Source organism: Rhodococcus sp. 15-649-2-2, assembly GCF_002258645.1.
Classification (GTDB): domain Bacteria; phylum Actinomycetota; class Actinomycetes; order Mycobacteriales; family Mycobacteriaceae; genus Rhodococcoides.
In genome coordinates, this window is the sequence record NZ_NPFM01000022.1 from 218,087 (window position 1) to 243,872 (window position 25,786).

Sequence of the window (25,786 nt, forward strand, 5' to 3'; positions counted from 1 at the left end):
GCCATGACCGTATCGTCCGTCCTCGTAGCCAACCGCGGCGAGATCGCCCGCCGCGTCTTCACCACCTGCCGCGCCGAAGGCATCGACACCGTCGCGGTGTTCTCCGACGCAGACGCCAATTCCCCGCACGTGCGCGAGGCGGACTCCGCTGTGCGCCTACCCGGCAACAGCTCGTCCGAGACCTATCTTCGTGGCGAGCTCGTCATCGCAGCGGCGGTACAGGCCGGGGCCGACGCTGTGCATCCGGGATACGGATTCCTCTCCGAGAACGCGGAATTCGCCCGACAGGTCCTCGACGCCGGTTTGACGTGGATCGGGCCGCCCGTCAAGGCCATCGAGCTGATGGGCTCGAAGGTCGAGTCCAAGAAGATGATGGCCGACGCCGGAGTGCCGGTACTGACGCAGCTCGATCCCGAGTCCGTCACCGAGAACGAACTCCCGGTGCTGATCAAGGCATCCGCTGGTGGCGGTGGTCGCGGCATGCGGATCGTGCGCAGCCTCGACACGCTGCAGTCCGAAATCGAAGCTGCGGGGCGAGAAGCGCTGTCGGCGTTCGGTGACGGAACGGTGTTCGTCGAGCGCTACATCGAGACCGGCCGACACATCGAAGTTCAGGTCATGGCCGACCGGTTCGGCACCGTGTGGACCGTGGGCGAGCGTGAATGCTCGATCCAACGTCGTCACCAGAAGGTCGTCGAAGAAGCGCCGTCACCGCTCGTCGAACGCATCGACGGTATGCGCGAGAAACTCTTCGATGCAGCAACACTCGCCACCGAGGCCATCGGCTACGAAGGTGCGGGCACCGTCGAATTCCTCGCCGACGAGAAGGGCAACTTCTTCTTCCTCGAGATGAACACTCGTCTGCAGGTGGAGCACCCGGTCACCGAATGCACGACCGGACTCGACCTGGTGGCGTTGCAGATCAGGGTCGCCGCGGGGGAGCGGTTGCCCGCCGAGCAGCCGGCGGCGCGCGGACACTCCATCGAAGTTCGCCTGTATGCGGAGGATCCGGCCCAGGACTGGCAGCCGCAGAGCGGTGCCGTACACCGCTTCGAAATCCCTGGCGCGCAGTTCGAGGTTCTCGCGAAGGCTGGAATCAGAGTCGATTCCGGCGTCGAGTCCGGCAGTGTGGTGAGCACGCATTACGACCCGATGCTCGCGAAGGTCATCTCGTTCGCACCGACGCGAGACCAGGCGGCGAATCTGCTGGCGAAAGCGTTGCAGCGAGCCACGATCCACGGACTGAAGACCAACCGAGATCTGCTGGTCAACATCCTGCGGCACCCGTCGTTCCTGGCCGGCGACACCGACACCGCTTTCTTCGATACCCACGGCCTCGATGTGCTGTCGCTACCGATCGCGCAGGGTCGCGGCTTGGAGCTGTCGTCGCTCGCCGCAGCGCTCGCGGACGCGGCGCACAACACGGCGCAGGCACGTGTGAACCGTGGACTGCCCGGCGGCTGGCGCAACCTCCGGTCGCAGCCGCAGCGAAAAACCTACGACGACAGAACGGTCGAATACTCGATCGGACGCAGTGGCCTGACTTCCTCGGTGGGCGGTGTCTCGCTGGACGGCGTCGAACTCGTCGAGTACGCACCCACATCGGTGACGCTCGACGACAACGGAATTCGTCGCATCTTCGAGGTGCACAGCTACGGTTCGGACGTGTTCGTCGATTCTGCGCTCGGGCCGGTCCGTCTGGTCCGGGCGCCGCGGTTCACCGACCCCACCGACGAGGTGGCTGCGGGGTCGCTGCTGGCTCCGATGCCGGGCAGCGTCATCAGAATCGCTGCTGCGCAGGGCGATACCGTCATCGCGGGTCAACCGATCCTGTGGCTCGAGGCGATGAAGATGGAACACACAGTGACCGCACCTGCAGATGGTGTGCTCACCGAATTGAACGTCACAGAAGGTCAGCAGGTCGAAGTCGGTGCTGTTCTTGCCGTGGTCACAGAAAAGGGAGCGGAGCAATCATGAGTTTCATCGAGACCGAAGAGCAGAAGGGGCTGCGCAACGCAGTCTCGTCGCTGGGCAAGCGCTACAACTACATCGACTATGTTCTGCCCAAAGCGCGCAAGGGTGAGCCACTGACCGAACTGTGGAACGAGGCAGGCAAGCTCGGGTTCCTCGGCGTCAATCTGCCCGAGGAATACGGCGGTGGCGGCGCAGGCATCTACGAGCTCGCGCTCGTTCAGGAAGAGCTTGCTGCGCACGGTGCCGGTCTGCTGCTCGTCGTCGTGAGCCCGGCGATCTGCGGCACCATCATCGGCAAGTACGGCACGGCAGATCAGAAGCAGGAGTGGCTCACCGCTCTGGCCGACGGGTCCAAGATCATGGTCTTCGGGATCACCGAGCCCGACGCCGGATCCAACTCGCATCAGATCACCACTACCGCCCGCCGAGATGGCGACGAGTGGATTCTCAAGGGCAACAAGATCTACATCTCCGGTGTCGACCAGGCCGATGCGGTCTTGATCGTCGCGCGGACAGAGGATTCCAAGACCGGCAAGCTCAAGCCGGCCCTGTTCATCGTGCCCACCGACGCTCCGGGACTGCAGAAGACGCAGATGGAGATGGACATCGTCGAGCCCGATCACCAGTTCGTGCTGTTCCTCGACGACGTCCGGCTGCCCGCCGAGGCACTCGTCGGTGAGGCCGATGCCGCTCTGATGCAGCTGTTCGCGGGCCTGAACCCCGAACGCATTCTCGGGGCCGCGATGGCCATCGGCATGGGCCGGTACGCCATCGACGCAGCGGTGAAATATGCCAAGGAGCGCACGGTCTGGAAGACGCCGATCGGTGCGCACCAGGGTCTTTCTCATCCGTTGGCGCAGTGCAAGATCGAGCTCGAGCTCGCCAAGCTGATGATGCAGAAAGCGGCGGTGCTGTACGACTCCGGCGACGATTTCGGAGCGGCCGAGGCTGCGAACATGGCCAAGTACGCTGCCGCCGAGGCCAGCATCAAGGCGCTCGATCAGGCGATCCAGACCCACGGTGGGGCCGGCTTGAGCAGCGAGTACGGATTGGCTGCGATGCTCGGGGCCGCCCGTATCGCCCGTGTGGCTCCGGTGAGCAGGGAGATGATCCTCAACTTCGTGAGCCAGCACTCGCTCGGACTGCCCAGGAGCTACTGATGGCCGTTCTCGTCGAGTCGGGCAAAGACACAGCGTATTTGACGTTGGATTCGCCGCAGAACCGAAACGCGCTGTCGTCAGTGTTGGTCGAGGAGCTGACAGCGGGCCTCATCGCTGCGGCGCACGACGACGACGTCAGAACGATCGTGCTCGGCCACACCGGCACCACGTTCTGTGCCGGAGCCGACCTCCGAGAAGCCGGATCGTCACCGGAGCTGCGCACCCGGCAGATGCTCGACCTGATGCGGTTGATCATCGACACCCCTAAACCCGTCGTCGTGCAGATCGACGGGCATGTGCGCGCAGGTGGAATGGGGCTCGTCGCGGCCTGCGATATTGCGGTCGCCGGACCCCAGAGTTCGTTCGCGCTGACGGAGGTTCGCCTCGGCCTCGCGGCATCGGTCATCTCCGTTGCTGTGCTGCCGCGGCTTTCGTCTCGTGCGGCGAGTCGCTACTTCCTCACCGGGGAGACGTTCGACGGTGCTACCGCCGAGGCGATCGGTCTGGTCACCGTGGCCGACGCCGTTCCCGCGGCAGCGGTGGCCGACTACATGATCATGTTTCGGAAGTGTTCGCCGCAGGGCCTGGCCGAGTCCAAACAGCTCACCACCGCGGCGATCCGACGCGAGATCGACGAGCGAGGGACGGCAGTTGCCGACCAATCGGCCAGGTTGTTTGCATCGGACGAGGCCCGAGAGGGGATGATGTCCTTTCTGGAGAAGAGACCTCCGTCCTGGGCGGTCGAAAAGTAGGTCGAGAAGGAGCAGGGAGATGGTGATGGCGCGCGAACCCAAGCAGGACCGCAGCAGGGTGACGCGCCAGCGACTGCTCGAGGCGACGATCGACTCGCTCGCCGAGCAGGGCTGGGTCGCAACGACGGTCGGTGTCGTCGCCGAGCGCGCCGGGGTCTCGCGCGGTGCGACCCAACACCATTTCCCGACGCGTGAGGACCTCATCACCGGTGCCCTCGAGTACATGTTCGACACTCGTATGGACGACGCGCGGCGCGAAGCACAGGACATTCCGCCGGGGCCGGGGCGGACGAAGCTCGTCGTGGAGCGGCTCGTCGAGTACTACACCGGCCCGATGTTCAAAGCCGCACTGCAGGTGTGGACGGCCGCCTCGGCCGATCCCGAGTTGCGCGATCGAATAGTGCCCCTCGAAGAACGGTTCGGTCGCCGTGCCCACCAGATGGCCGTCGAGAACCTCGGGGTCGACGACAACGACCCCGTGACCCACCGCCTCGTGCAGGCGACGCTCGACCTCGCCCGTGGTCTCGGACTCGCCGATGTCCTCACCGACGACGCGCGTCGACGCGTCGAAATCGTCCGCACGTGGGCCGATGTTCTCGACGCATCGCTGGGCGCGAGGCACTCCGTCGTCGCCGGTTCGGTAGCTGGGTAGAACTCACAGGCTCTGCAGCACCGACGAACCTGTGCTTGAGTCTGGCGGGTGACTTCCGATATCGCACGCGTGCACCGCGGCCACATCTTTCACGTTGCAGGCTCGCCCACCGTGACGGACGCCGCAACCGCGCTGGTGTCGATTCCCGACGGTGCCCTTGTCGTCGGCGACGACGGCATCATCGGGTTCTGCGGTGAGTTCGACTCTCTCCCAAGCCGATTCGCAGACCTGGCGGTTGCCGATCATCGACCGGGGTTTCTGCTGCCTGGATTCGTCGACACCCATATTCACTTTCCGCAGACCTACGCCGGCGATTCCTACGGCGGCGGTCAGCTTCTCGAATGGCTGAACACGTGCATCTTCCCGTCCGAGTCGCGCTTTGCCGATCCCGAGTTCGCCGCGGCGGCGGCCAGGGACTTCTGCGCCGCACGCATCCGAGCGGGCACGACGCAGGCCATGGTGTTCGGATCGGCATTCCCGCACGCGCAGGATTCGCTGTTCTCCGAGACGCGCGAACACGGACTGCGCATCGTCAGTGGCCGCGGCGTCCAGACCACCGGCCCGGCGTCGGCACAGGCGTTGATCACCGGTGAGGACGAGGCGATCCGGCTGGTGTCCGAGGAGATCGAGAAGTGGCACGCCGCCGATACCGGCGACGTCGACACAGCGATGCTGCACGTGGCCGTCGTACCGAGGTTCTCGCTCTCGGTGACGACCGAGACGCTGAGGAATCTCGGCGAGCTCTACGACTCGGTGCGCGATCGCGGCGTCTACTTCCACACGCACCTCAACGAGAACAATCGGCCGGGCACGGGGGAGATCGACGCCACCAAGAATGCCTACGGAGTGCACAGCTACCTCGACACGTACGACGGCAGGTTTCTGCCGGGCTCACAGGTCGGCGGCAAGAGCTTCCTGGGCAGGCGGACCATTCTGGCGCACGCGGTGCACTGCCAGGACGCCGAACTGGAGCGGATGGCCCAGACCGGCACCTCCATCGCGCACTGTCCTACCTCGCAACAGTTTCTGGGCTCGGGCACGATGCCGTGGAAGCGAACCGTCGCCGCGGGAGTGAACATCGCCATCGGCTCCGACTTCGGCGGCGGTGACGAATGGTTGCTACCGCAGGTGCTCGCCGACGCCTTCAAGGTGCACATCTCCGAGGCCGGGGACGACGGGTTGTCGCTGCACCCGGCGGAACTGCTGTTCACCGGGACTCTCGCCGGGGCGCGCGCCCTGGACATGGAGAACCGGATCGGCAATTTCGACACCGGCAAGGAAGCTGATTTTGTCGTCGTCGATCCGTCCGCGTGGCCGCAGTTGGCTTCAGCGATCGACCACGGTGTTCGCGACGACGATGCCGAACTGGCCCGAGACCAGACCCTGTTCGCCCTGCTGCTGGCGATGCGCGAGCCTGCCATCGTCGGCGTGTACGTGCAGGGACGCGCTGTGCACGGCACATGACTGGAACGCCCTCCGATTGATAGGTTCAGTGCGGCGTCGAACTGCTGTAAACGTCGAACTGCAGGATCGGACAACACGCGAAGGACCGCATGAAGCGAGTGGCACTGGTGATCACCGCAGTCGCCGCGCTGGTCGCGGGCTGCGGTGGTTCCGATACCGACGCCGCCAATGCCTCGACCGAGGCAGCGACGACGACCACCGGGGCGTACGAGCCCGGTCCGTTCTTCGGTGAATGCGGCTCGATCACCGACGCCGAGGTGCAATCGGCGTTCGGAGCCGGCCCGTTCTCCCAGATCACCCGCAACTCCGTCGGCTGCCAGTGGGAGACCGTGGTCTTCAGTGGTCCGAGCGTCAGCTTCTCCTGGTACCGAGGCAGCCCGATCGGACGTGAACGCGCAGGCTCCGAGCTGATCGGCCGTCCGGCCAAGGACATCGAGATCGACGGCAACCCCGGGTTCGAGGCCGAGCAGGGCACGCTGTGCGAGATCGGCGTCCAGTTCGGCGACGACTTCTTTCATTGGTCCATCACGTACTCCGACCAACCCGCCGCGCGCCCGCCCTGCGACGTCGGAAACGAGCTCGCACAGCTGACGGTGGAGCGCAAGCAATGACGCGCAGACAAGTGATCGCGGCGGCGTCGACCCTGTTGCTCGTCGCCGGATGCGCCCAGACGGTCGAGGGCACGCCGCGGCCGGCGAGCTTCGCCGGCTCGGGTAGTCAAGAATTCACCAAGTTGTTGACCGAGTGTGATGCCGTCTCCGACGACCAGATCGTGGACGCCACCGGTGCCGAAGACATCGCGCGCGGCTTCTTCGGGGCCATCTGCCGATGGGATCTGATCGGCTCCGCGGGCACGGTGAAGGTGACGTTCAACTGGTTCGAGTCCGGCACCCTCGCTGCCGAGCGGGCCGCCGACGAGAAGATGATGTACACCGTCAGCGACACAGCAGTGCAGGGCCGCAAGGCAATACAGGCCCAGCGTCCGAACGATTCCGCGTCGTGCGGAGTCTCGGCCGGTGCAGATCAGGCGGGCATCTTCGGGTGGTGGGTGCAGTATCAGCCGGATGTCGCGCACCCCGATCCCTGCCAGGCCGCGGCGAAGCTGGCCGACCTCACACTCAACCTGAGCAGATAGGTTGCGTACCGGGCGAAGGGTGTTTTGACCCGAGGCCGCGCCGCCGGGTATCGTTATGGGTCGTGTCCGGCCTGGCCGGACCGTTTGTGTGCCTATGCGAGGTACAGCCGTGCGCACGTTCGATCGAAGAGCGCGCAACCGGCTGGACGTGTGGGGGTATGCGACACACCCGACCGCGGGGTGCAAGAGACCCGCGATAGCAGTACTGGAGCAGCAGCAGTACCGGGTGAGGAGCAGTGTTCTCTTGCTCCAACTGCTAGATCCCTGTTTATCGACACGAAGAAAGCCGGTTTATGCCAACGATCAACCAGCTGGTCCGTAAGGGTCGCACCGACAAGGTTGCGAAACTGAAGACCGCTGCCCTCAAGGGCAGTCCACAGCGCCGTGGCGTGTGCACTCGCGTGTACACCACCACCCCCAAGAAGCCGAACTCCGCTCTCCGTAAGGTCGCGCGTGTTCGCCTGACCTCCTCGGTCGAGGTCACCGCATACATCCCCGGTGAGGGTCACAACCTGCAGGAGCACTCGATGGTGCTTGTTCGCGGCGGTCGTGTGAAGGACCTCCCGGGTGTGCGTTACAAGATCATCCGCGGCTCGCTCGACACCCAGGGTGTCAAGAACCGCAAGCAGGCTCGCAGCCGCTACGGAGCCAAGAAGGAGAAGAGCTGATATGCCACGCAAGGGCCCAGCACCCAAGCGGCCGCTGATCAACGACCCGGTCTACGGATCGCCGTTGGTCACGCAGCTCGTCAACAAGATCCTCCTCGACGGCAAGAAGTCGACCGCAGAGCGCATCGTCTACCAGGCGCTCGAGCAGGCTCGCGAGAAGACCGGCACCGACCCCGTCGTCACGCTCAAGCGTGCACTCGACAACGTCAAGCCGGCCCTCGAGGTTCGCAGCCGTCGCGTCGGTGGTGCCACCTACCAGGTGCCCGTCGAGGTTCGTCCCGGCCGCTCCACCACGCTGGCACTGCGCTGGCTGGTCACGTTCTCGCGCGCTCGTCGTGAGAAGACCATGGTCGAGCGTCTGGCGAACGAGTTGCTCGACGCCAGCAACGGCCTCGGTGCCGCTGTGAAGCGTCGCGAGGACACTCACAAGATGGCCGAAGCCAACAAGGCGTTCGCCCACTACCGCTGGTGATCTCCTCGCTCGGGCGGTATTCGGAACTATCCGATACCGCCGGAGCGTTGATCAGCTCAGGCAATACCTCTTCCAACACCAAGGCGGGTTAACTCGTGGCACAGGACGTGCTGACCGACCTCAACAAGGTCCGCAACATCGGCATCATGGCCCACATCGATGCCGGCAAGACCACCACTACCGAACGCATCCTCTTCTACACCGGTATCTCCTACAAGATCGGTGAAGTTCACGATGGCGCAGCCACCATGGACTGGATGGAGCAGGAGCAGGAGCGTGGCATCACGATCACCTCTGCTGCCACGACGTGCTTCTGGAACGACAACCAGATCAACATCATCGACACCCCCGGTCACGTCGACTTCACCGTCGAGGTGGAGCGTTCGCTCCGCGTCCTCGACGGCGCTGTCGCAGTGTTCGACGGCAAAGAAGGTGTCGAGCCGCAGTCCGAGCAGGTCTGGCGTCAGGCCGACAAGTACGACGTGCCGCGCATCTGCTTCGTCAACAAGATGGACAAGCTCGGCGCGGACTTCTACTACACCGTGCAGACCATCATCGATCGTCTCGGTGCCAAGCCGCTGGTCATCCAGCTGCCGATCGGCGCAGAGAACGACTTCGAGGGCGTCATCGACCTCGTGCAGATGAAGGCTCTCGTGTGGAGCGGCGAGACCAAGCTCGGCGAGAAGTACGAGATCCAGGAGATCCCGGAAAACCTCAAGGAGCGCGCGGACGAGTACCGCACCATGCTGCTCGAGACCGTGGCCGAGTCCGACGAAGCGCTTCTGGAGAAGCACTTCGGTGGCGAAGAGCTCACGATCGACGAGATCAAGGGCGCCATCCGCAAGATGACGGTCAACAGCGAGCTGTACCCGATCCTGTGTGGATCCGCGTTCAAGAACAAGGGCGTTCAGCCCATGCTCGACGCGGTCATCGACTACCTCCCGTCTCCCCTCGACGTTGCCGAGACCATCGGACACGCCGTCGGCGACGAGGAGAAGGAGATCACTCGCAAGCCGTCCGCAGACGAGCCGTTCGCAGCTCTCGCGTTCAAGATCGCGACGCACCCCTTCTTCGGCAAGCTGACCTACGTCCGGGTGTACTCGGGCAAGGTCGACTCCGGCGCTCAGGTCATCAACTCGACCAAGGGCAAGAAGGAGCGTCTGGGCAAGCTCTTCCAGATGCACTCCAACAAGGAGAACGCGATCGCGACCGCGTCTGCCGGTCACATCTACGCCGTCATCGGCCTCAAGGACACCACGACGGGTGACACGCTCTGCGATCCGCAGAACCAGATCATCCTCGAGTCCATGAGCTTCCCGGACCCGGTCATCCAGGTGTCGATCGAGCCGAAGACCAAGTCCGACCAGGAGAAGCTGGGAACAGCCATCCAGAAGCTCGCCGAAGAGGATCCCACCTTCTCGGTGAAGCTGGACGAGGACACCGGCCAGACCGTCATCGGCGGCATGGGCGAGCTGCACCTCGACATCCTCGTCGACCGCATGCGTCGCGAGTTCAAGGTCGAGGCCAACGTCGGCAAGCCGCAGGTCGCGTACCGCGAGACCATCCGCAAGACGGTCGAGAAGCACGACTACACGCACAAGAAGCAGACCGGTGGCTCCGGCCAGTTCGCGAAGGTCATCATCAAGCTCGAGCCTTTCGAGGGCGAAGACGGCGCGACCTACGAGTTCGAGAACAAGGTCAGCGGTGGTCGTGTGCCCAGGGAGTACATCCCCTCGGTCGACGCAGGTGCTCAGGACGCCATGCAGTACGGTGTTCTCGCCGGATACCCGCTGGTCAACGTCAAGGTCACACTGCTCGACGGTGCGTACCACGATGTCGACTCGTCGGAAATGGCCTTCAAGGTCGCCGGCTCACAAGCGTTCAAGGAAGCCGCCCGTAAGGCCAGCCCCGTCATTCTCGAACCCGTCATGGCCGTCGAGGTCATCACGCCCGAGGATTACATGGGTGAGGTCATCGGCGACCTGAACTCCCGCCGTGGTCAGATCCAGGCCATGGAGGAACGCAGCGGTGCCCGTATCGTCAAGGCACTGGTTCCGCTGTCGGAGATGTTCGGCTACATCGGAGACCTTCGGTCGAAGACGCAGGGCCGCGCTAACTACTCCATGGTCTTCGATTCGTACGCAGAAGTTCCCGCGAACGTAGCGAAGGAAATCATCGCGAAGGTCAACGGAGAGTAATTCTCTTCGTTTGCTGGACCACGCTCGACCTGTAATAAGTAACAACACATACGCGTGCTTGCCCCGCAGGGGTACGCACAGATCAGTCCAGGAGGACACACAGTGGCGAAGGCGAAGTTCGATCGGACGAAGCCGCACGTCAACATCGGCACCATCGGTCACGTTGACCACGGTAAGACGACGCTGACGGCTGCAATCACCAAGGTTCTGCACGACAAGTTCCCGGACCTGAACGAGGCATCGGCTTTCGATCAGATCGACAAGGCTCCGGAGGAGAAGGCTCGTGGTATCACGATCAACATCTCCCACGTCGAGTACCAGACCGAGAAGCGCCACTACGCGCACGTCGATGCACCGGGTCACGCCGACTACATCAAGAACATGATCACCGGCGCGGCTCAGATGGACGGCGCAATCCTGGTCGTGGCAGCTACCGATGGCCCGATGCCGCAGACCCGCGAGCACGTGCTGCTCGCCCGCCAGGTCGGTGTTCCTTACATCCTGGTCGCACTGAACAAGGCCGACATGGTCGACGACGACGAGATCATCGAGCTCGTCGAGATGGAGGTCCGCGAGCTCCTCGCTTCGCAGGAGTTCGACGAGGACGCACCGGTCATCAAGGTCTCCGCACTCAAGGCACTCGAGGGTGACGAGAAGTGGGGCGAGTCGGTTCTGGAGCTCATGCAGGCCGTCGACGATTCCGTTCCGGATCCCGTCCGTGAGACCGACAAGCCGTTCCTCATGCCCGTCGAGGACGTCTTCACCATCACCGGTCGTGGCACCGTGGTCACCGGACGTATCGAGCGCGGCTCGGTCAACGTCAACGAAGAGGTCGAGATCGTCGGCATCCGCCCCGGCTCGACCAAGACCACCGTCACCGGAATCGAAATGTTCCGCAAGCTGCTCGACTCGGGTCAGGCAGGCGACAACGTCGGCCTCCTCGTTCGTGGCATCAAGCGCGAAGACGTCGAGCGTGGACAGGTCATCATCAAGCCCGGCACCACGACTCCCCACACGGAGTTCGAGGGCAATGCCTACATCCTCTCGAAGGACGAGGGCGGCCGCCACACGCCGTTCTTCAACAACTACCGCCCGCAGTTCTACTTCCGTACCACGGACGTTACGGGCGTTGTGACCCTCCCCGAGGGCACCGAGATGGTCATGCCCGGTGACAACACCGAGATGTCCGTCACGCTGATCCAGCCGGTCGCCATGGATGTCGGCCTCCGTTTCGCAATCCGTGAGGGCGGTCGTACCGTCGGAGCCGGTCGCGTCACGAAGATCGTCAAGTGACCTAGTTTCACCCTGCTCTACAAAAAGCGGCACCCACCTTCTGGTGGGTGCCGCTTTTGCGTGCGTGCGGCTCCGCCGCCCGCGTCAATGGACCCTTGCACCGCTCAGACGTATGCAGTGGTTCATTCACGCGGTCCGAGGTGGCCACCCACAGTGGGTGAATGAACCCTTGTCGCGGTCAGACGTATGCAGTGGTCCATTGACGCGGCCCGAGGGCCCCGAAAAATGGGACGCATCGGACGCCCCACTCCCGTAACGTCGCTGCGGTGCTACTGACCGTGGCTGCAAATGCCACAACCGATTTCCCGGACACCTCCGACATCGGGTATCTGTTGCACAAGCACCCCGATCGCGTGCTGAGCCGAAACCTGCCCATGGGTGCCGCGACGGTGCTGTATCCCGAGGTCTCGGCAGAGCGGACAACCCTCGCAGTACTGCTCGACGCTATCGACGACAAGAGTCCTGCCGCATCGGGGCTTGCGGTGGCACTGTCTCGGTTGTTCAAGCAGGCATTGACCGGCGTGTGCGCCACCAGGCCCGAATTGGTCTCTGTCGCAATCGATCTGACCATGTCGATGCCTGCCGCGCCGTCTCGTGGTGAGACCGACCTCACGTCGCGGTTGTTCGGTCCCCTGGGATGGAACGTGGAGGCGACGCCCATTCCGCTCGACCCGACGCAGCCGGAATGGGGCAATTCCGAATACGTCGACCTCGTTCTCACCGGCACGTTCACTCTGTCGGCAGCGCTGCGGCACCTGTACGTACTCCTTCCGGTTCTCGACGACGCCAAGCACTATTGGGTCGGCGAGGACGAGGCAGACAAACTCGTTCGAGCAGCGGGGGATTGGCTCGGAGATCATCCCGAATCGTCGTTGATCGCATCCCGCTACCTGGCGCACCGCCGCGAGCTCGTGGCCTCCGCGCTGGACCGACTGGTGCCCGACGCGCCGCAGGACGACACGACCCCACGGGATCCGACGTTGGCCGAGCAGCGGGTACGCACCGTGCTGGCGGCGCTGACAGACGTCGGCGCGAAGTCGGTGATCGACCTGGGTTGCGGCGAGGGTCGTCTGCTGCGAGAACTGCTCGCAGACAGTACTTTCGAGCGCATTGTGGGTGCCGATGTGAGTGATGGGGCACTTGCGAAGGCGCATCGCCGATTGCGGCTGGACGATATGGCGGATCGGCAGCGAACACGCATCGAACTGCTCCAGTCGTCGGCGACCTACCGCGACGTGCGGTTGCAGGGCTTCGACGCGATGGTGCTCATGGAGGTGATCGAGCACGTCGACCTCGATCGGCTCCCGGCGTTGGTGCGGTCGGTCTTTCGCGAGGCCCGTCCCCGGACGGTGCTCGTGACCACACCGAACTCCGAATACAACGTGCTGTATCCCGGGCTCGAGGCGGGTGCCTTCCGTCATGTCGACCACCGATTCGAGTTCACCCGCGCGGAGTTCGAGCAATGGGGATCGTTGGTTGCACATGAGCATGCCTATGAGGTGCGTGTCGAGGGAATCGGCCCCGTCGACGACACGCACGGCACCCCGACCCAGATGGCCGTCTTCACTCGAAAGGAGCAGTCCCAGTGAGTACTTTCGACATTCCGGATCTGTCCCTCGTCGTACTCGTCGGCATCAGCGGCTCCGGCAAGTCGTCGTTCGCGGCGCAGCACTTCGGTCCGTACGAAACGGTCTCGAGTGATGCCTGTCGAGGGATGGTGAGCAACGATCCCAATCTGCAGAGTGCGACCAAGGACGCGTTCGCCCTCCTCGAATTCCTGGTCGCGACCAGACTGCGGGCAGGCCTGCTCACAGTCGTCGACGCCACCAACGTGCAACCGGCAGCCCGCAAGGCGTTGATCGCGCTGGCCCGAGAACACGACGTCCTGCCGGTTGCCGTTGTGCTCGATGTGCCGGAAGCTGTGTGCGCACAGCGCAACGCCGAACGCACCGACAGGACGTTCGGCCGAGATGTGTTGCGCCGCCAGCAGTCACAGTTGCAGCGGTCCATGCGCGGATTGGGCAAGGAAGGGTTTCGTTCGGTTCATGTGCTCGACGGTGTCGATGCGGTGGCGTCGGCGACGTTCGTTCGTACGCCTCTGCGTAGTGATCGACGTGAGCTGACCGGGCCGTTCGACGTCATCGGCGATATCCACGGCTGTCTCGCCGAGCTCGAAACCTTGCTCGCAGCATTGGGTTACACGGTGGAGCGTGACGAGGCCGGTCGAGCGGTCGGCGCAACGCCGCCGGACGGACGCACAGCTGTGTTCCTCGGTGACTACATCGATCGGGGGCCCGACTCGGTCGGAGTACTGCGGCTGGTGATGGGGATGGTCCGTGCCGGTGCGGCGCTGGCAGTCCCGGGTAACCACGAGAACAAGCTCGTCAAGGCACTGCGAGGTCGGAAAGTGACGGCCTCGCACGGTCTCGCCGAGACTCTCGAACAGCTCGACGGCGAGCCGGCAGAGTTCCGCCGAGAGGTGCTCGAGTTCTGCGACGGTCTCGTCGCGCACCTCGTGCTCGACGGCGGAAGGCTCGTCGTCGCGCACGCCGGTCTGATCGCGAAGTACCACAACCGGGCGTCGGGCAGAGTTCGGAGCTTTGCTCTGTACGGTGACACCACCGGGGAGACCGACGAATTCGGCCTGCCGGTTCGGTATCCGTGGGCCAAGGACTATCGCGGTTCGGCGACGGTGCTCTATGGGCACACTCCGGTACCGGAAGTGGAGTGGGAGAACAACACTGCGTGTCTCGATACCGGTTGCGTATTCGGTGGCAAGTTGACGTCGCTGCGCTACCCGGAGCGCGAGATCGTGTCGGTGCCGGCCGAACAGGTCTGGTACGAGCCGGCCCGTCCGGTGGGTGCATTCGTGCGAGATGCGGCGTCGCTCGATCTGTCGGACGTGATCGGCCCGACGGGTGTCGAGACGTCGCTGCGCGGACGAGTGTCGATTCGGTCCGAGAATGCCGCCGGCGCGTTGGAAGTGATGAGTCGGTTTGCGCTCGCTCCGCAGTGGCTGCACTATCTGCCGCCGACGATGGCACCGAGTCGAACCTCGGAGCGCGACGGGTATCTCGAGTATCCGACGGAGGCGTTCGACGCGTATCGGGCGCTCGGTGCGTCGGCGGTGATCTGCGAGGAAAAGCACATGGGCTCGCGGGTCGTCGTGGTGGTGTGTCGCGATGCCGAAGCCGCGCGGGAGAAGTTCGATGCACCGGAGGGAGCGCTCGGTACCGCGTACACCCGCACCGGTCGTCCCGTCTTCGACGAAGCACTGACGGGAGAGCTGATCTCCGGAGTGGCCGACGCGCTCGAAAGAGCCGGGGTGTGGGACGAAGTGGATTCGCGCTGGCTGATTCTCGACTGCGAGCTGATGCCCTGGTCTGCGAAGGCGGAGGGGCTGATCAAGACCGAGTATGCCGCAATTGGTGCGGAGTCTCGGGCCACTCTCGCGGCCGAAGCAGGTGTGCTTGCCCAGGCTGCGTCGCGTGGTCTGGACATGCAGGAACTGCGAGACCGCAACAGAATTCGTCAGGACAATCTGATGGAGTTCACCGCTGCCTATCGGCGGTACATCTGGCCGACCGACGGGTTGAACGGCGTTCGGATTGCGCCGTTCCAGGTGTTGGCGTCGAACCTCGGAACCTATGCCGATCGTCCGCACCAGTGGCACCTCGATCTCGCCGACCGGATGGTGACGGCTGCTCCCGAGGTGTTCGCCTCGACCCGTCGGATCGAGGTGGATCTGTCATCGGCCGATTCGGTTGCGGCAGGAGAGAAATGGTGGGAGGCGTTGACGGCGCAGGGCGGCGAGGGCATGGTCGTCAAACCTGCCGAGAACAGTCCGCGCGGAAAGATACAGCCCGGCATGAAGGTTCGCGGCCGAGAGTATCTGCGGCTGATCTACGGTGCCGACTACACCGACCCGGATCGACTCACTGCACTGCGCAACCGGAACGTGGGACACAAGCAGTCGATGGCTCTGCGCGAATACGCACTCGGCATGGAGGCGTTGGACCGATCGGTGCGTGGTGAACCGCTGTATCGCATCCACCAGGCGGTGTTCGCAGTACTGGCACTGGAATCGGAGCCGGTGGACCCGCGGTTGTAGATGCCGATCATCGAAGGCAGGCAGTCCGCTGGACGTCGAGTGCTGCGCCCACCCCTGCCTGGATCAATGTGGCTTTCAGTCGGTCAGAGTGCAACAAAGGCGCATTGATCCGGACCGAAGGGGAGGGGGGAGGGGGAGGGCGCGGGCGCTAGTTCTTCGGCGACGCGAAGGGAGTGATTCCGGCACTGATCGGTGCCGCGATTGCAGCAGTTGTCCCGATCGACGCCCAGAAGGTGGTTGAGTCCAGCAGCAGACCGCCTGCCAGTCCGCAGACCGCAACCACAATGCCGCATCCGATCAGCAGCGCCGATCCGACAGCGGCGTGCAACAGGCTGCTTCGGTCGGGGGCGCGGCGCCCTGTGAGCCAGATCATCGTTCCGGTGGCCGCGAATACCAGGGGAACGTAGAAGTAGAGAGAACTGTCACCGAGTTTCGACGCGAAGGTGGCAATCACCAGCACCGCCCCGAATGCCAGAGGTACGGCGAGGGGCATTCCACCGGACCATCTCTCGAACTTGCTGCGCGTCGATGCAACCATGGCCATACCGTACCGCCGGGACTGTTACCGACGCTTGTCGACGTGCAACTGAATGCGGGTAGCGACGTAGGTACCGGCGAGAGATTCGGCGACGAATGCGGCTCGTGATTCGGCCAGGGAGGTGAAGGCAACTACATCGAAGTCTGCTGCAGCATAGACCGATACAGCGATGGTGGGCATTCCGCGATCATCGATCGCTGTTCCTCTGGCTCGTCGAACACCGTGAAATTCTGCCAACTCCGCGGCCACGCCCGAAGCGATCGCACTGAGGTCCACGTGCGCCGAGAAGTGCGGCTCCTCGATCACGCTCGCCGTTCCGGTCCGACGCGGAGAGAAGTTGCCGATCAGCAACACCAGAGCCATCACGACAGTCACTGCGACGGCGATCGCCAGCGTCGGCATCCACCAACCCTGCTGCGGCAGCTCCGCAATACGCGCACGGTCGAAGCGAGACAGCGTCTCTCGTGCCCACGGAACGTCGTAGTGCCAGGCAAGGGCGAAGCCGCCACCGGCCACGAGCACGAGCCCGGCGACGACGGCGAGAAGCCGATCCACCCCGGCGACAAATGTCTTCACGAGACCCTCTTCGGCTGCGCTACCGAATGCTGAACCGTCAGCCTGCGTCCACCCGCGGCGACGGACAGCACCGGAGCGAGGGAATCGCGCACGGCAGTATCGACACTGTCGACCTCGAAACCAGGATCGCGCTCCACCCGCACTTCGATCTTCTTCCGCGTCACGACGGTATGCGCGTCCGTGACTCCGCGAGTGGACTGTGCTGCAGCACTGCACAACCGAGCGATATCGGTGGGGGTTGCCCAGACGGTCGGTACCCCGTCGCCCAGGCCGGAATGAGTTTTCGTGCGCGGTTTGACTCCGACGAACACGAGTGACGATCCGACGACTGCGGAACCGATCGCGGCGGCGATCATCCAACTCTGCCAGTGCAATCGGGCGACCCAGCCTGTCGCGTCGGCGATCCACGGACTGCCACCGATGCTTCCGTGCGCGATGAAGAACTCGCGGCCGGCAACGAAGGCCACGCCCAGCAGCATGAATCCGAACAGCAGCGCCACCGGCATCGCGGCCGGACCGGCGGTGGGTGGACGGGGTGAAACAGCCTGCGGAGCATCGGGATTCGCCTCAGGTGCGGGACCGCTGTCGAGGGTGGTGTCGGATACCAACACGTTCACCCGATGCACGTGCAGTCCCGTCATCGTCGCCAGGGCTTCTTCGACGGCTGCGTGTACGGCCTGGGTCACCTCGGTGATTTGCGACGGCCACCGGACCCCGATGTAGAGGTTGACGGCGATCGTGTCCGCGCCGAGGGTGACGTCGGCGCGGGGTAGCTCTCGCCCGGTCAGTCGCGAGAGGCCACCGGTGGTGCGGGTGACTCGAGGGTCTTTCAAGGCCGCAGCGATGGCGGTCCGGGAGATGGCCCGATCCTTTATTTCCACACTGCCGCGCGAACCGGGGTCGTCGCTGACCTCGTCGGATGCAGCCTGCGTCGTCACCGAGAATCCTTTGCGCCGGTCGCGGCTCGCTCTGGTGCGGCTCGCGCTCCACAACTGTAGTGACGACCGACGTCGCATGCCGTCATAGGAGTAATTGTTCCTGGCATACTGCGACTGTGTCGGAAATTGTGCGGGTGACCGCGTCGGATATCGCCTCGGCCGAGGAGCTGCTGGAACCGGTGATGCGCCGGACCCCGGTGGTGGCCTCGCGGATTCTGTCGGATCTGACCGGCCACGAGGTGCGCCTCAAGTGCGAGAACTTGCAGCGCACCGGATCGTTCAAGCCACGCGGGGCGTACAACCGCATCGCCAGGCTCGACGCCGAGCAACGCGCCCACGGGGTGGTCGCGGCCAGCGCAGGCAACCACGCTCAGGGTGTCGCGTGGGCCGCGTCGCAGGTGGGGATCACCTCGACGGTGTTCATGCCGGTAGGCGTGTCGCTGCCGAAGCTGGTGGCCACCAAGGCATACGGCGCGACAGTGCATCTGGTGGGCAACACCGTGGACGAGGCGTTGAAGTCGGCTCGGGAATTCGCAGAACGTACCGGTGCCACCCTCATCCATCCGTTCGACCATCTCGACATCGTCGCCGGGCAGGCGACACTCGGTACCGAACTGCTGCAGCAGATGCCGGACGTCGGCACCATCGTGATCCCCACCGGCGGCGGGGGACTGCTGGCCGGTGTCGCCGCGGCGGTCAAGCTGACCAAGCCCGATATCAGAATCGTCGGAGTGCAGGCAGAAGGCGCTGCCGCCTGGCCCGCGTCGCTGAAGGCGGGGCACCCCATTGCGCTGGAATCGATGTCGACGATGGCCGACGGCATCGCGATCGGTCTGCCCGGATCGGTGCCGTTCGATCACGTGCAGGGCTGGGTGGACGACGTCGTCACCGTCAGCGAGGACGCTCTGTCGCGGGCTCTGGTGCTGTGCATCGAGCGCGCCAAACTCATCGTCGAACCAGCGGGTGCGGCGGCAGTGGCGGCGCTGATGACGCACTCGGCCGAGGAGCTCGGTTTGACCGGCTCGGTGTGCGCCATCCTCTCCGGCGGGAACATCGATCCGCTGCTGCTCACCCACGTCATCACCCACGGTCTCCGGGCGGGTGGGCGCTACCTCGCTGTGCGCGTGACCATTTCGGACCGACCGGGCGGGCTCACCGGCGTGCTCGGGGTGGTGCGCGACGCCGGCGCAAGTGTGGTCGACGTCGTCCACTCCCGCACGGGTGGCCGGCTCGGCCTCGAGGAAGTCGACGTGATGTTGACCGTCGAGACGCGCGGACCCGATCACCGAGGCTCGGTGCTCGACGCCCTGGGCGCGGCCGGATATGCGGTGCACGTCGAGAACTGACCTCCCGGGCCACACAGGTTGCACTGGTACCTTGATCAGCGACTTGGACCAGGACATCGGTGGGAGATATTTGCATGGCTCGGCTCGTCGCGATCGTCTCCGCTGTCCTGGGAATTCTGCTGACGATCTCGATACCGCTGTTGCCGATAGAGCAGCAGCAGTCGTCGTTGACCTGGCCGCAGAGCGATACTGTCGGCAATGTCGAAGCTCCGCTCGTCGGCTACACGCCGATCAGCGTCGATGCCAACGTCCCGTGTGACGCCGCGGGCAGGCTCCCCAGCGGTGGGATACTGCTGTCCACCTCACCCAAGGGATCGCCCGACGCCTATCGATACGGTCTTGTCGCGGAAGTAACGGGCGGTGAGGCGTCGCAACTGAAGGTGACGCTGCGTGATTCGGTTCTCCTCGAGAAGCCGGTCTCGGAACTGAGCCCATCGACTGCAGGCGAGTGCTCGTTGACGATCATCTCGAACGGCACTGCGACCACTGTCGGACTGACCGGCGAAGACACCGTGACGCGCGACGGCGACGTCCGGCCACAGATGGTCGGCGTGTTCAGTGATCTACAGGGAAGCATTCCCGGTCTGCAGCTGCAGGCCGAGCTGGACAGTAGGTTCTCGTCCACGCCGAGCATCCTGAAGTGGTTCGCGATGATCGTCGGCGTGCTCGCCACCATCGTCTCGTTGGTGGCGCTGCACCGCCTCGACCTGTCCGACGGCCGGCGCGCCCGACGGTTCCTACCGCGTCGCTGGTGGACGTTCGGGCTGGTGGACGCGGTAGTGATCGGAACGCTGCTGGTGTGGCACGTCATCGGCGCGAACACCTCCGACGACGGCTATCAACTCGGCATGGCCCGCACGGCCGATCATGCCGGGTACATGGCCAACTATTTCCGGTACTTCGGTGTGCCCGAGACGCCGTTCGGCACACCGTTGTACGACATGTTCGGCCTCATGTCGCACGTCTCGACCGCCAGTGTCTGGATGCGGTTGCCCACGCTGATCTGCGCCGTCGTCGCGTGGCTCGTCATCAGTCGCGAGGTGATCCCGCGGTTCGGTGCCGCCGCTCGTGCCTCGAAGACGGCGCTGTGGACCGGTGGTCTGGTGCTGCTCGCGTTCTGGTTGCCGTACAACAACGGCCTGCGACCGGAACCGTTCGTGGCGATCGGTGTGCTGTTGACATGGTGTTCGGTGGAGCGATCCATCGCGACCCGCAGATTGCTGCCCGCAGCCGCGGCAATTCTGATCGCGGCATTGACGGTCACGTGTGCCCCGTCCGGATTCATCTGCTTCGCGCCGTTGATCGCCGGAGCTCGACCGGTGCTGCAGATCGTCGTGGCCCGCGCTCGCGAGTTCGGCAGCACCACACTCGGCGCGGTGACGCTGCTCGCCCCGTTGGTGGCGTCGGGCACGGTTGTACTGGTGTTCGCCTTCGGCAACCAGACCGTGGCGGGCATGCTCGAGATGCAACGAGTGCACACTGTGGCCGGGCCGAGTCAGGCCTGGTTCGACGAGTACCTGCGCTACCAGTGGTTGATGAACATGGACATCGACGGCTCGCTCGCGCGCCGGTTCGGGGTGTTCGTCATGATCGTCTCGCTGATCACGGTAGTCGTCGCGATGCTGCGCAAGGGCGGCAAGATCCCCGGCACCGCAACCGGTCCCGCCCGTCGGATCGTCGGTATCACCGTCGGGTCCATGGCGCTGATGATGATCACCCCCACCAAGTGGACACACCATTTCGGAGTGTTCGCCGGTCTGGCCGCCTCGGTTGCAGTCTTGGCGGCCGTGGCGACCGGCGCGGCAGTGCTGCGCTCGCGGCGCAATCGACTGTTGTTCGCCGCAGCGGTCTCGTTCCTGCTGGCGGTCGCGTTCACCGGAACGAACGGCTACTGGTACGTCTCGGCATGGGGAGTTCCGTTCTGGGACAAGCCGATTCTCGTCGCGGGCCTGGGCATCTCGACGATGTTCCTCGGACTGACGCTCCTGCTGTTGCTCGCGGCCGTATGGTTCCATATCCGCGCGCCGTACGTGCGCACCGACAAGCCCTTGGCGCGCTGGTGGTCGGTGCCGCCTATCGCCGTTGCGGCCGCGTTGATGGTGCTGCTCGCCGTGGCATCGATGGCCAAGGGCGCTGTGGCGCAGTGGCCGTCGTACTCGATCGCGAAATCGAATCTCTCGGCCCTGGCCGGGAACACGTGCGGTCTCGCCAACGACGTACTGCTCGAAACCGATCCCAATGCCGATGTGCTGCAACCGGTCAGCGGCGACGCATTTGCCGCATTGGGTGCCGACAACGACGGGTTCACCCCCGACGGGGTTGCGGGCGACCTCACCGCGGACAAGGAGGCCTCGGCGTCGGGCACCTCGAACACCGTCGATACCGAGGATCAACAGCAGCCGACGTCGACCACCGGAGCCGGAACCGGTGGCAGCGCACTTCCGTTCGGCTTGGACCCGGCAACCGTTCCGGTGCTCGGCTCGTTCGGATCCGATACCCCTGCCACGTTGACCACCAGCTGGTACGCGCTGCCCGCAGATCCGGGCGACCTGATCTCCATCGCCGCTGCCGGACGCATCCGCTCGGTGAACTCCGACGGCATCGTCACGTACGGCCAGAGCCTCGAGCTGGAGTACGGAGTCGACGGTCGCGCGCAGGGGCGAGTGACGCCGATCGACATCGGCCCGACGCCGTCGTGGCGCAACCTGCGAGTTCCGATGGACCAGATTCCCGCTGGTGCCAACACGATTCGTCTTGTGCTCTCCGACACCGATCGCGATCCCGACCAATGGCTTGCGATCACCCCGCCACGAGTACCGCGCACCCAGACGCTGAACGACGTCGTCGGCCGTGAGACTCCCGTGCTGCTGGACTGGGAGGTCGGCTTCAACTTCCCGTGCCAGCATCCGTTCGACCATCGCTTCGGCGTCGCCGAGGTGCCCGGGTACCGGGTGCTCCCCGACCGCAGCGGTGCCGTCATCACCAATGCGTGGCAGGACCATTACGGCGGCGGGCCGCTCGGGTGGATCGACATCGTGGCCTCGGCCCGCACCATTCCGTCGTATCTGTCCGGCGACTGGGACCGTGACTGGGGATCGATCGAGCGGTACACGCCGTACGACGAGACGGCGGAGCCGGCGCAGATTGCCACCACGGACGTCCAGCGTTCGGGCCTGTGGACGCCCGGTCCGATCAAAACCGGTTAATCTCTACGCGTTCGGAAGTCCTTATACCGACAGTGAAAGAAACGGGGAGAGGGCCATGGCGAACGCTATAGAAGTAGAGAACCTGGTACTTCGGTACGGGAAGAACGTCGCGCTCGGTGGGATCGACTTCACAGTTCCCGAGGGCACGGTGCTGGGTGTGCTCGGCCCCAACGGTGCCGGCAAGACGACGGCTGTCCGCATTCTCGCCACGCTGCTGAAGGCGACGTCCGGTTCGGCGAAGATCTTCGGTCTCGACGTGCTGAAGCAGGCGAACGAGGTTCGGGGCACGATCGGATTGACCGGCCAGTTCGCGGCCGTGGACGAGTATCTGACCGGCTACGAGAATCTCGAGATGGTCGGCCGACTTTTCGGGCTGCGCAAGGCGGAAGCGAAACAGCGAGCCGGTGAGCTACTCGAGCGATTCGACCTCGAGTACGCGCGCGATCGCACTGCCAAGCAGTACTCCGGCGGCATGCGTCGTCGACTCGACATCGCGGCCAGTCTGATCGGACGACCACGCGTGGTGTTCCTCGACGAACCCACCACCGGCCTCGATCCGCGCAGCCGAATCACCATGTGGGAGTTCATCGCAGACCTCGTGCGCGACGGAACGACAATTCTGTTGACCACGCAGTACCTCGAAGAAGCCGATCGGCTGGCCGATTCGATCATCGTCCTGAACAAGGGCAAGATCATCGCTCGCGGCACAGCGGACGAGCTCAAGGCCCAAACCGGCGGTGAGCGAGTCGAATTCGTGCTCACCGACCGATCTCAGGCCGATCGTGCCAAGGAGATCCTGACACCGCTCGGCGTCGAGCCGCCCACCCTGGACGAGCAGGTGGGCCGCATCGTCATGCCGGTCAACGGTGGATCCAAGGATCTGTCCTCGGCGTTGAGCTATCTCGAAGCAGCGGGGATCGGGGTCGTCGACGTCGGTCTGCGACGGCCGAACCTCGACGATGTGTTCCTGTCTCTGACCGGTCAGACCACCGGCGAGCCCGAGGCTGCGGAGGAAGAGAAATGAGCAACGTTCTCCTGGATTCGGCGATCATCACGAAGCGAAACCTGATCAAGCTCAAGCGAGTTCCCGATCTGCTGTTCTTCGCGACGCTGTCTCCGATCATGTTCGTGCTGTTGTTCGCGTACGTCTTCGGCAGTGCGATCGACGTGCCCGGCATCGACTACAAGAGCTTCCTGATGGGCGGCATCTTCGTCCAGACCATGATTTTCGGCGCGTCGATCACCGGATCCTCGTTGGCCGAGGATCTGCAGAAGGGCGTGATGGACCGGTTCCGGTCGTTGCCCATGGCGCGATCGGCCGTGGTCATCGGACGCACGGCAGCCGACGTCGGCAACAACATCGTCACCATCACGATCATGTCGATCACCGGGCTCATCGTCGGCTGGCGCATCACGTCGTCGTTCTTCGACGCCCTGTTGGGGTACGTGCTGCTGCTGTTGTTCGCCTACTCGATCTCGTGGGTGATGGCTCTGGTGGGGTTGATCGTGCGCTCCCCGGAGATCTTCAACAACGCGTCGTTCATCGTGATCTTCCCGTTGACGTTCATCGCCAACACCTTCGTCCCGATCGACAACTTTCCGAGCGTGCTCAAGACGATCGCGGAATGGAACCCGATCTCCTCGGTGACGTTGGCGGTTCGTGAGCAATTCGGCAACACCAATCCGATGGCACCGCCGCCGGAGGTGTGGCCACTGCAGAATCCAGTGCTCTACACCTTGATCTGGGTTGTGGTGATGCTCGTGGTGTTCGTGCCGTTGTCGGTACGCAAGTACCAGAAAACGATGACCGCCTGATGCGCACCGCGGCGGCGGGAGCATGCCTGCTGGCCGCCGCGGTAGCGATCGGGGGATGCAGTTCCGACCCGACACAGACCGACCCGGTACAGACCCAGCGATTCGATTACCAACTCGGCGCGGCGTACGACGTGCCCGGCGGTCTCGACACCGTCGTGCGCGATTCCACCGCCGAGCCGCTGCCCGGCGCAGTGTCGATCTGCTATGTCAACGGCCTGCAGACTCAGCCTGGAGCCGAGTGGAACCCGGAACTATTGCTGCGCGATGCGGGCGGCGAGGTTGTGGTCGATTCGGACTGGCCCGACGAGCACATCCTCGACCCGGGTACACCCGAGAAGCGCGCGGCGATCGACGCGGTGATCGGGCCCGTCATCGAAGGCTGCGCCGCACGGGGATTCGACGCCGTCGAAATCGACAACCTCGACAGCTGGACTCGGTTCCCGGATTCGATCGACGAGGATTCGGTACTCGCACTGGCGCGCCTGTACGCAGCCCGTGCCCATGCGTCGGGCATCGAGATCGCGCAGAAGAACACCCCGGACGGAGCCGGTCGGATGAGGGACGACGTCGGATTCGATTTCGCCGTCGCCGAGGAGTGTCTCGCCTACGACGAATGTGGCTCGTACACTTCGGCATACGGAGCGCGGGTGTACGACATCGAGTACACCGACAACCTCCCGGAGCCGTTCGATCGGCTGTGTGCCCGGCAGGATCGGCCGTCCGTCACGATTCTGCGAGATCGAGGCCTGGTGTCCCCATCCGATCCGGCGTACGTGTTCGAACAGTGCTGAACCGCCCAGACGAGTGCACCCCCGGTCGCCGAGCGACCGGGGGTGCAGCACATCTTCGGTGAGCAGGCTTACGTGTGGTACGGCTCCGCGCTCACGAGCGTGACCTTCATGGTCTTGCCGTTGGGGAGCGTGTACTGACGGGTGTCTCCGACCTTCGCATCGATGAGAGATCCGCCCAGCGGCGACGCGGGGGAGTACACCTCGAGCTTGCTGTCGCGGGCACCCTCTTCGCGGGTGGCGATCAGGAAGGTCTCGGTGTCGGACTCGTCGCCGTCGTAGTAGACCTTGACGACGGATCCGGGCAGTGCCACGCCGGACTGGGTCGGCGCTTCGCCGACCTTCGCGTTGTTGAGCAGTTCCTGCAGCTGGCGAATGCGTGCTTCCTGCTGACCCTGATCCTCGCGAGCAGCGTGGTAACCGCCGTTCTCCTTCAGATCGCCCTCTTCGCGACGCTCGTTGATCTCGGCGGCGATGACGGGGCGATTGGAAATGAGCTGGTCGAGTTCGCTCTTGAGCCTGTCGTGTGATTCCTGGGTCAGCCAGGTCACCTGGGTCTCGGTCATCTCGATCACTCCCTCGTAGTCGGAATCTCGATATCGATTCCGTTTTCTGAGCAGGTAGGGCACGCAACGAACAGGGGACTCCAATGGTTGGATCCCCTTGGTCGGCCCGCATCCTGGAGCCGTCGTCATCGTTC

Annotated in this window: 22 protein-coding genes; 18 read left to right on the forward strand and 4 right to left on the reverse strand. The window is 64.3% G+C overall.

Annotated elements, in window-relative coordinates:
* Positions 1-3: 3 nt before the first annotated feature.
* From CH305_RS15005 to CH305_RS15065, 13 genes are all read left to right on the forward strand, one after another.
* The gene (locus CH305_RS15005) at positions 4-1,977 is read left to right on the forward strand and encodes a biotin carboxylase N-terminal domain-containing protein (protein ID WP_094704096.1); all 1,974 of its coding nucleotides are present in this window, start codon (positions 4-6) and stop codon (positions 1,975-1,977) included.
* Positions 1,974-3,134 carry an acyl-CoA dehydrogenase family protein gene (locus CH305_RS15010; RefSeq protein ID WP_032401976.1) on the forward strand — a complete coding sequence of 387 codons (1,161 nt, stop codon included), beginning with the start codon at positions 1,974-1,976 and terminating at the stop codon, positions 3,132-3,134. The genes CH305_RS15005 and CH305_RS15010 overlap by 4 nt, the downstream gene beginning before the upstream one ends.
* On the forward strand, positions 3,134-3,886 hold the full coding sequence (locus CH305_RS15015; protein WP_094704097.1) for an enoyl-CoA hydratase family protein: 753 nt from the start codon (positions 3,134-3,136) through the stop codon (positions 3,884-3,886). Before CH305_RS15010 ends, CH305_RS15015 begins: the two co-directional genes overlap by 1 nt.
* Positions 3,887-3,911: 25 nt before the next feature.
* Positions 3,912-4,538 carry a TetR/AcrR family transcriptional regulator gene (locus CH305_RS15020; RefSeq protein WP_032380839.1) on the forward strand — a complete coding sequence of 209 codons (627 nt, stop codon included), beginning with the start codon at positions 3,912-3,914 and terminating at the stop codon, positions 4,536-4,538.
* Between the two features lie 60 nt (positions 4,539-4,598).
* Positions 4,599-6,002 (forward strand): guanine deaminase, encoded by a 1,404-nt coding sequence (locus CH305_RS15025; RefSeq protein ID WP_094704173.1) that lies wholly within the window; start codon positions 4,599-4,601, stop codon positions 6,000-6,002.
* An 89-nt stretch (positions 6,003-6,091) separates the two neighbouring features.
* Positions 6,092-6,613 (forward strand): DUF3558 domain-containing protein, encoded by a 522-nt coding sequence (locus CH305_RS15030; RefSeq protein ID WP_094704098.1) that lies wholly within the window; start codon positions 6,092-6,094, stop codon positions 6,611-6,613.
* Positions 6,610-7,137 (forward strand): DUF3558 domain-containing protein, encoded by a 528-nt coding sequence (locus CH305_RS15035; protein WP_094704099.1) that lies wholly within the window; start codon positions 6,610-6,612, stop codon positions 7,135-7,137. Before CH305_RS15030 ends, CH305_RS15035 begins: the two co-directional genes overlap by 4 nt.
* Before the next feature lie 293 nt (positions 7,138-7,430).
* Entirely contained in the window at positions 7,431-7,805 is a 375-nt protein-coding gene (rpsL, locus tag CH305_RS15040; protein WP_008714048.1) for a 30S ribosomal protein S12, read from the forward strand.
* 1 nt (position 7,806) lies between these two features.
* Positions 7,807-8,277: a 30S ribosomal protein S7 gene (gene rpsG, locus CH305_RS15045; protein ID WP_003941856.1), complete on the forward strand. Its 471-nt coding sequence runs from the start codon at positions 7,807-7,809 to the stop codon at positions 8,275-8,277.
* 95 nt (positions 8,278-8,372) lie between these two features.
* A complete protein-coding gene (fusA, locus tag CH305_RS15050) occupies positions 8,373-10,475 on the forward strand; it encodes an elongation factor G (protein WP_032380505.1) in 2,103 nt (700 codons plus the stop codon).
* 102 nt (positions 10,476-10,577) lie between these two features.
* The gene (tuf, locus tag CH305_RS15055) at positions 10,578-11,768 is read left to right on the forward strand and encodes an elongation factor Tu (RefSeq protein WP_032380840.1); all 1,191 of its coding nucleotides are present in this window, start codon (positions 10,578-10,580) and stop codon (positions 11,766-11,768) included.
* Positions 11,769-12,046: 278 nt separating this feature from the next.
* Entirely contained in the window at positions 12,047-13,357 is a 1,311-nt protein-coding gene (locus CH305_RS15060; RefSeq protein WP_256983770.1) for a 3' terminal RNA ribose 2'-O-methyltransferase Hen1, read from the forward strand.
* Positions 13,354-15,879, forward strand: coding sequence for a polynucleotide kinase-phosphatase (locus tag CH305_RS15065; protein ID WP_094704101.1), 2,526 nt, complete (start codon positions 13,354-13,356; stop codon positions 15,877-15,879). The genes CH305_RS15060 and CH305_RS15065 overlap by 4 nt, the downstream gene beginning before the upstream one ends.
* Positions 15,880-16,027: 148 nt before the next feature.
* On the opposite strand, the gene CH305_RS15070 is transcribed toward CH305_RS15065, so the two are convergent.
* From CH305_RS15070 to CH305_RS15080, 3 genes are read right to left on the reverse strand one after another with little or no spacing between them, the layout of a single operon-like run.
* Complete coding sequence (locus CH305_RS15070; RefSeq protein WP_141215847.1) at positions 16,028-16,417, reverse strand: hypothetical protein; 390 nt, start codon at positions 16,415-16,417, stop codon at positions 16,028-16,030.
* Between the two features lie 24 nt (positions 16,418-16,441).
* Entirely contained in the window at positions 16,442-16,993 is a 552-nt protein-coding gene (locus CH305_RS15075; protein WP_094704102.1) for a hypothetical protein, read from the reverse strand.
* Complete coding sequence (locus tag CH305_RS15080; protein WP_179278298.1) at positions 16,990-17,931, reverse strand: DUF6286 domain-containing Asp23/Gls24 family envelope stress response protein; 942 nt, start codon at positions 17,929-17,931, stop codon at positions 16,990-16,992. The genes CH305_RS15075 and CH305_RS15080 overlap by 4 nt, the downstream gene beginning before the upstream one ends.
* Before the next feature lie 182 nt (positions 17,932-18,113).
* Between CH305_RS15080 and ilvA the strand changes: the two genes are divergently transcribed.
* The 5 genes from ilvA to CH305_RS15105 all read left to right on the forward strand — a co-directional run bounded on the left by ilvA (position 18,114) and on the right by CH305_RS15105 (position 25,089).
* Positions 18,114-19,277 (forward strand): threonine ammonia-lyase, encoded by a 1,164-nt coding sequence (gene ilvA / locus CH305_RS15085; RefSeq protein ID WP_217901706.1) that lies wholly within the window; start codon positions 18,114-18,116, stop codon positions 19,275-19,277.
* 74 nt (positions 19,278-19,351) lie between these two features.
* A complete protein-coding gene (locus CH305_RS15090; RefSeq protein WP_094704104.1) occupies positions 19,352-22,483 on the forward strand; it encodes an arabinosyltransferase domain-containing protein in 3,132 nt (1,043 codons plus the stop codon).
* Positions 22,484-22,538: 55 nt separating this feature from the next.
* Positions 22,539-23,507, forward strand: a complete 969-nt coding sequence (locus CH305_RS15095; protein ID WP_032401986.1) for a daunorubicin resistance protein DrrA family ABC transporter ATP-binding protein — start codon at positions 22,539-22,541, stop codon at positions 23,505-23,507.
* Positions 23,504-24,298, forward strand: coding sequence for an ABC transporter permease (locus CH305_RS15100; protein WP_032380514.1), 795 nt, complete (start codon positions 23,504-23,506; stop codon positions 24,296-24,298). The genes CH305_RS15095 and CH305_RS15100 overlap by 4 nt, the downstream gene beginning before the upstream one ends.
* Positions 24,298-25,089: an endo alpha-1,4 polygalactosaminidase gene (locus tag CH305_RS15105; RefSeq protein WP_094704105.1), complete on the forward strand. Its 792-nt coding sequence runs from the start codon at positions 24,298-24,300 to the stop codon at positions 25,087-25,089. Before CH305_RS15100 ends, CH305_RS15105 begins: the two co-directional genes overlap by 1 nt.
* A 68-nt stretch (positions 25,090-25,157) precedes the next feature.
* On the opposite strand, the gene greA is transcribed toward CH305_RS15105, so the two are convergent.
* A complete protein-coding gene (gene greA / locus CH305_RS15110; protein ID WP_008714076.1) occupies positions 25,158-25,652 on the reverse strand; it encodes a transcription elongation factor GreA in 495 nt (164 codons plus the stop codon).
* Positions 25,653-25,786 lie beyond the last annotated feature (134 nt).

Bases quoted from the DNA above. Each gene is read 5' to 3' on its own strand.
- CH305_RS15005 (WP_094704096.1), top strand. From the start codon at position 4: ATGACCGTATCGTCCGTCCTCGTAGCCAACCGCGGCGAGATCGCCCGC.
- CH305_RS15010 (WP_032401976.1), top strand. From the start codon at position 1,974: ATGAGTTTCATCGAGACCGAAGAGCAGAAGGGGCTGCGCAACGCAGTC.
- CH305_RS15015 (WP_094704097.1), top strand. From the start codon at position 3,134: ATGGCCGTTCTCGTCGAGTCGGGCAAAGACACAGCGTATTTGACGTTG.
- CH305_RS15020 (WP_032380839.1), top strand. From the start codon at position 3,912: ATGGCGCGCGAACCCAAGCAGGACCGCAGCAGGGTGACGCGCCAGCGA.
- CH305_RS15030 (WP_094704098.1), top strand. From the start codon at position 6,092: ATGAAGCGAGTGGCACTGGTGATCACCGCAGTCGCCGCGCTGGTCGCG.
- CH305_RS15035 (WP_094704099.1), top strand. From the start codon at position 6,610: ATGACGCGCAGACAAGTGATCGCGGCGGCGTCGACCCTGTTGCTCGTC.
- rpsL (WP_008714048.1), top strand. From the start codon at position 7,431: ATGCCAACGATCAACCAGCTGGTCCGTAAGGGTCGCACCGACAAGGTT.
- rpsG (WP_003941856.1), top strand. From the start codon at position 7,807: ATGCCACGCAAGGGCCCAGCACCCAAGCGGCCGCTGATCAACGACCCG.
- CH305_RS15070 (WP_141215847.1), bottom strand. From the start codon at position 16,417: ATGGTTGCATCGACGCGCAGCAAGTTCGAGAGATGGTCCGGTGGAATG.
- ilvA (WP_217901706.1), top strand. From the start codon at position 18,114: ATGCGCCGGACCCCGGTGGTGGCCTCGCGGATTCTGTCGGATCTGACC.
- CH305_RS15090 (WP_094704104.1), top strand. From the start codon at position 19,352: ATGGCTCGGCTCGTCGCGATCGTCTCCGCTGTCCTGGGAATTCTGCTG.
- CH305_RS15095 (WP_032401986.1), top strand. From the start codon at position 22,539: ATGGCGAACGCTATAGAAGTAGAGAACCTGGTACTTCGGTACGGGAAG.
- CH305_RS15100 (WP_032380514.1), top strand. From the start codon at position 23,504: ATGAGCAACGTTCTCCTGGATTCGGCGATCATCACGAAGCGAAACCTG.
- CH305_RS15105 (WP_094704105.1), top strand. From the start codon at position 24,298: ATGCGCACCGCGGCGGCGGGAGCATGCCTGCTGGCCGCCGCGGTAGCG.
- greA (WP_008714076.1), bottom strand. From the start codon at position 25,652: ATGACCGAGACCCAGGTGACCTGGCTGACCCAGGAATCACACGACAGG.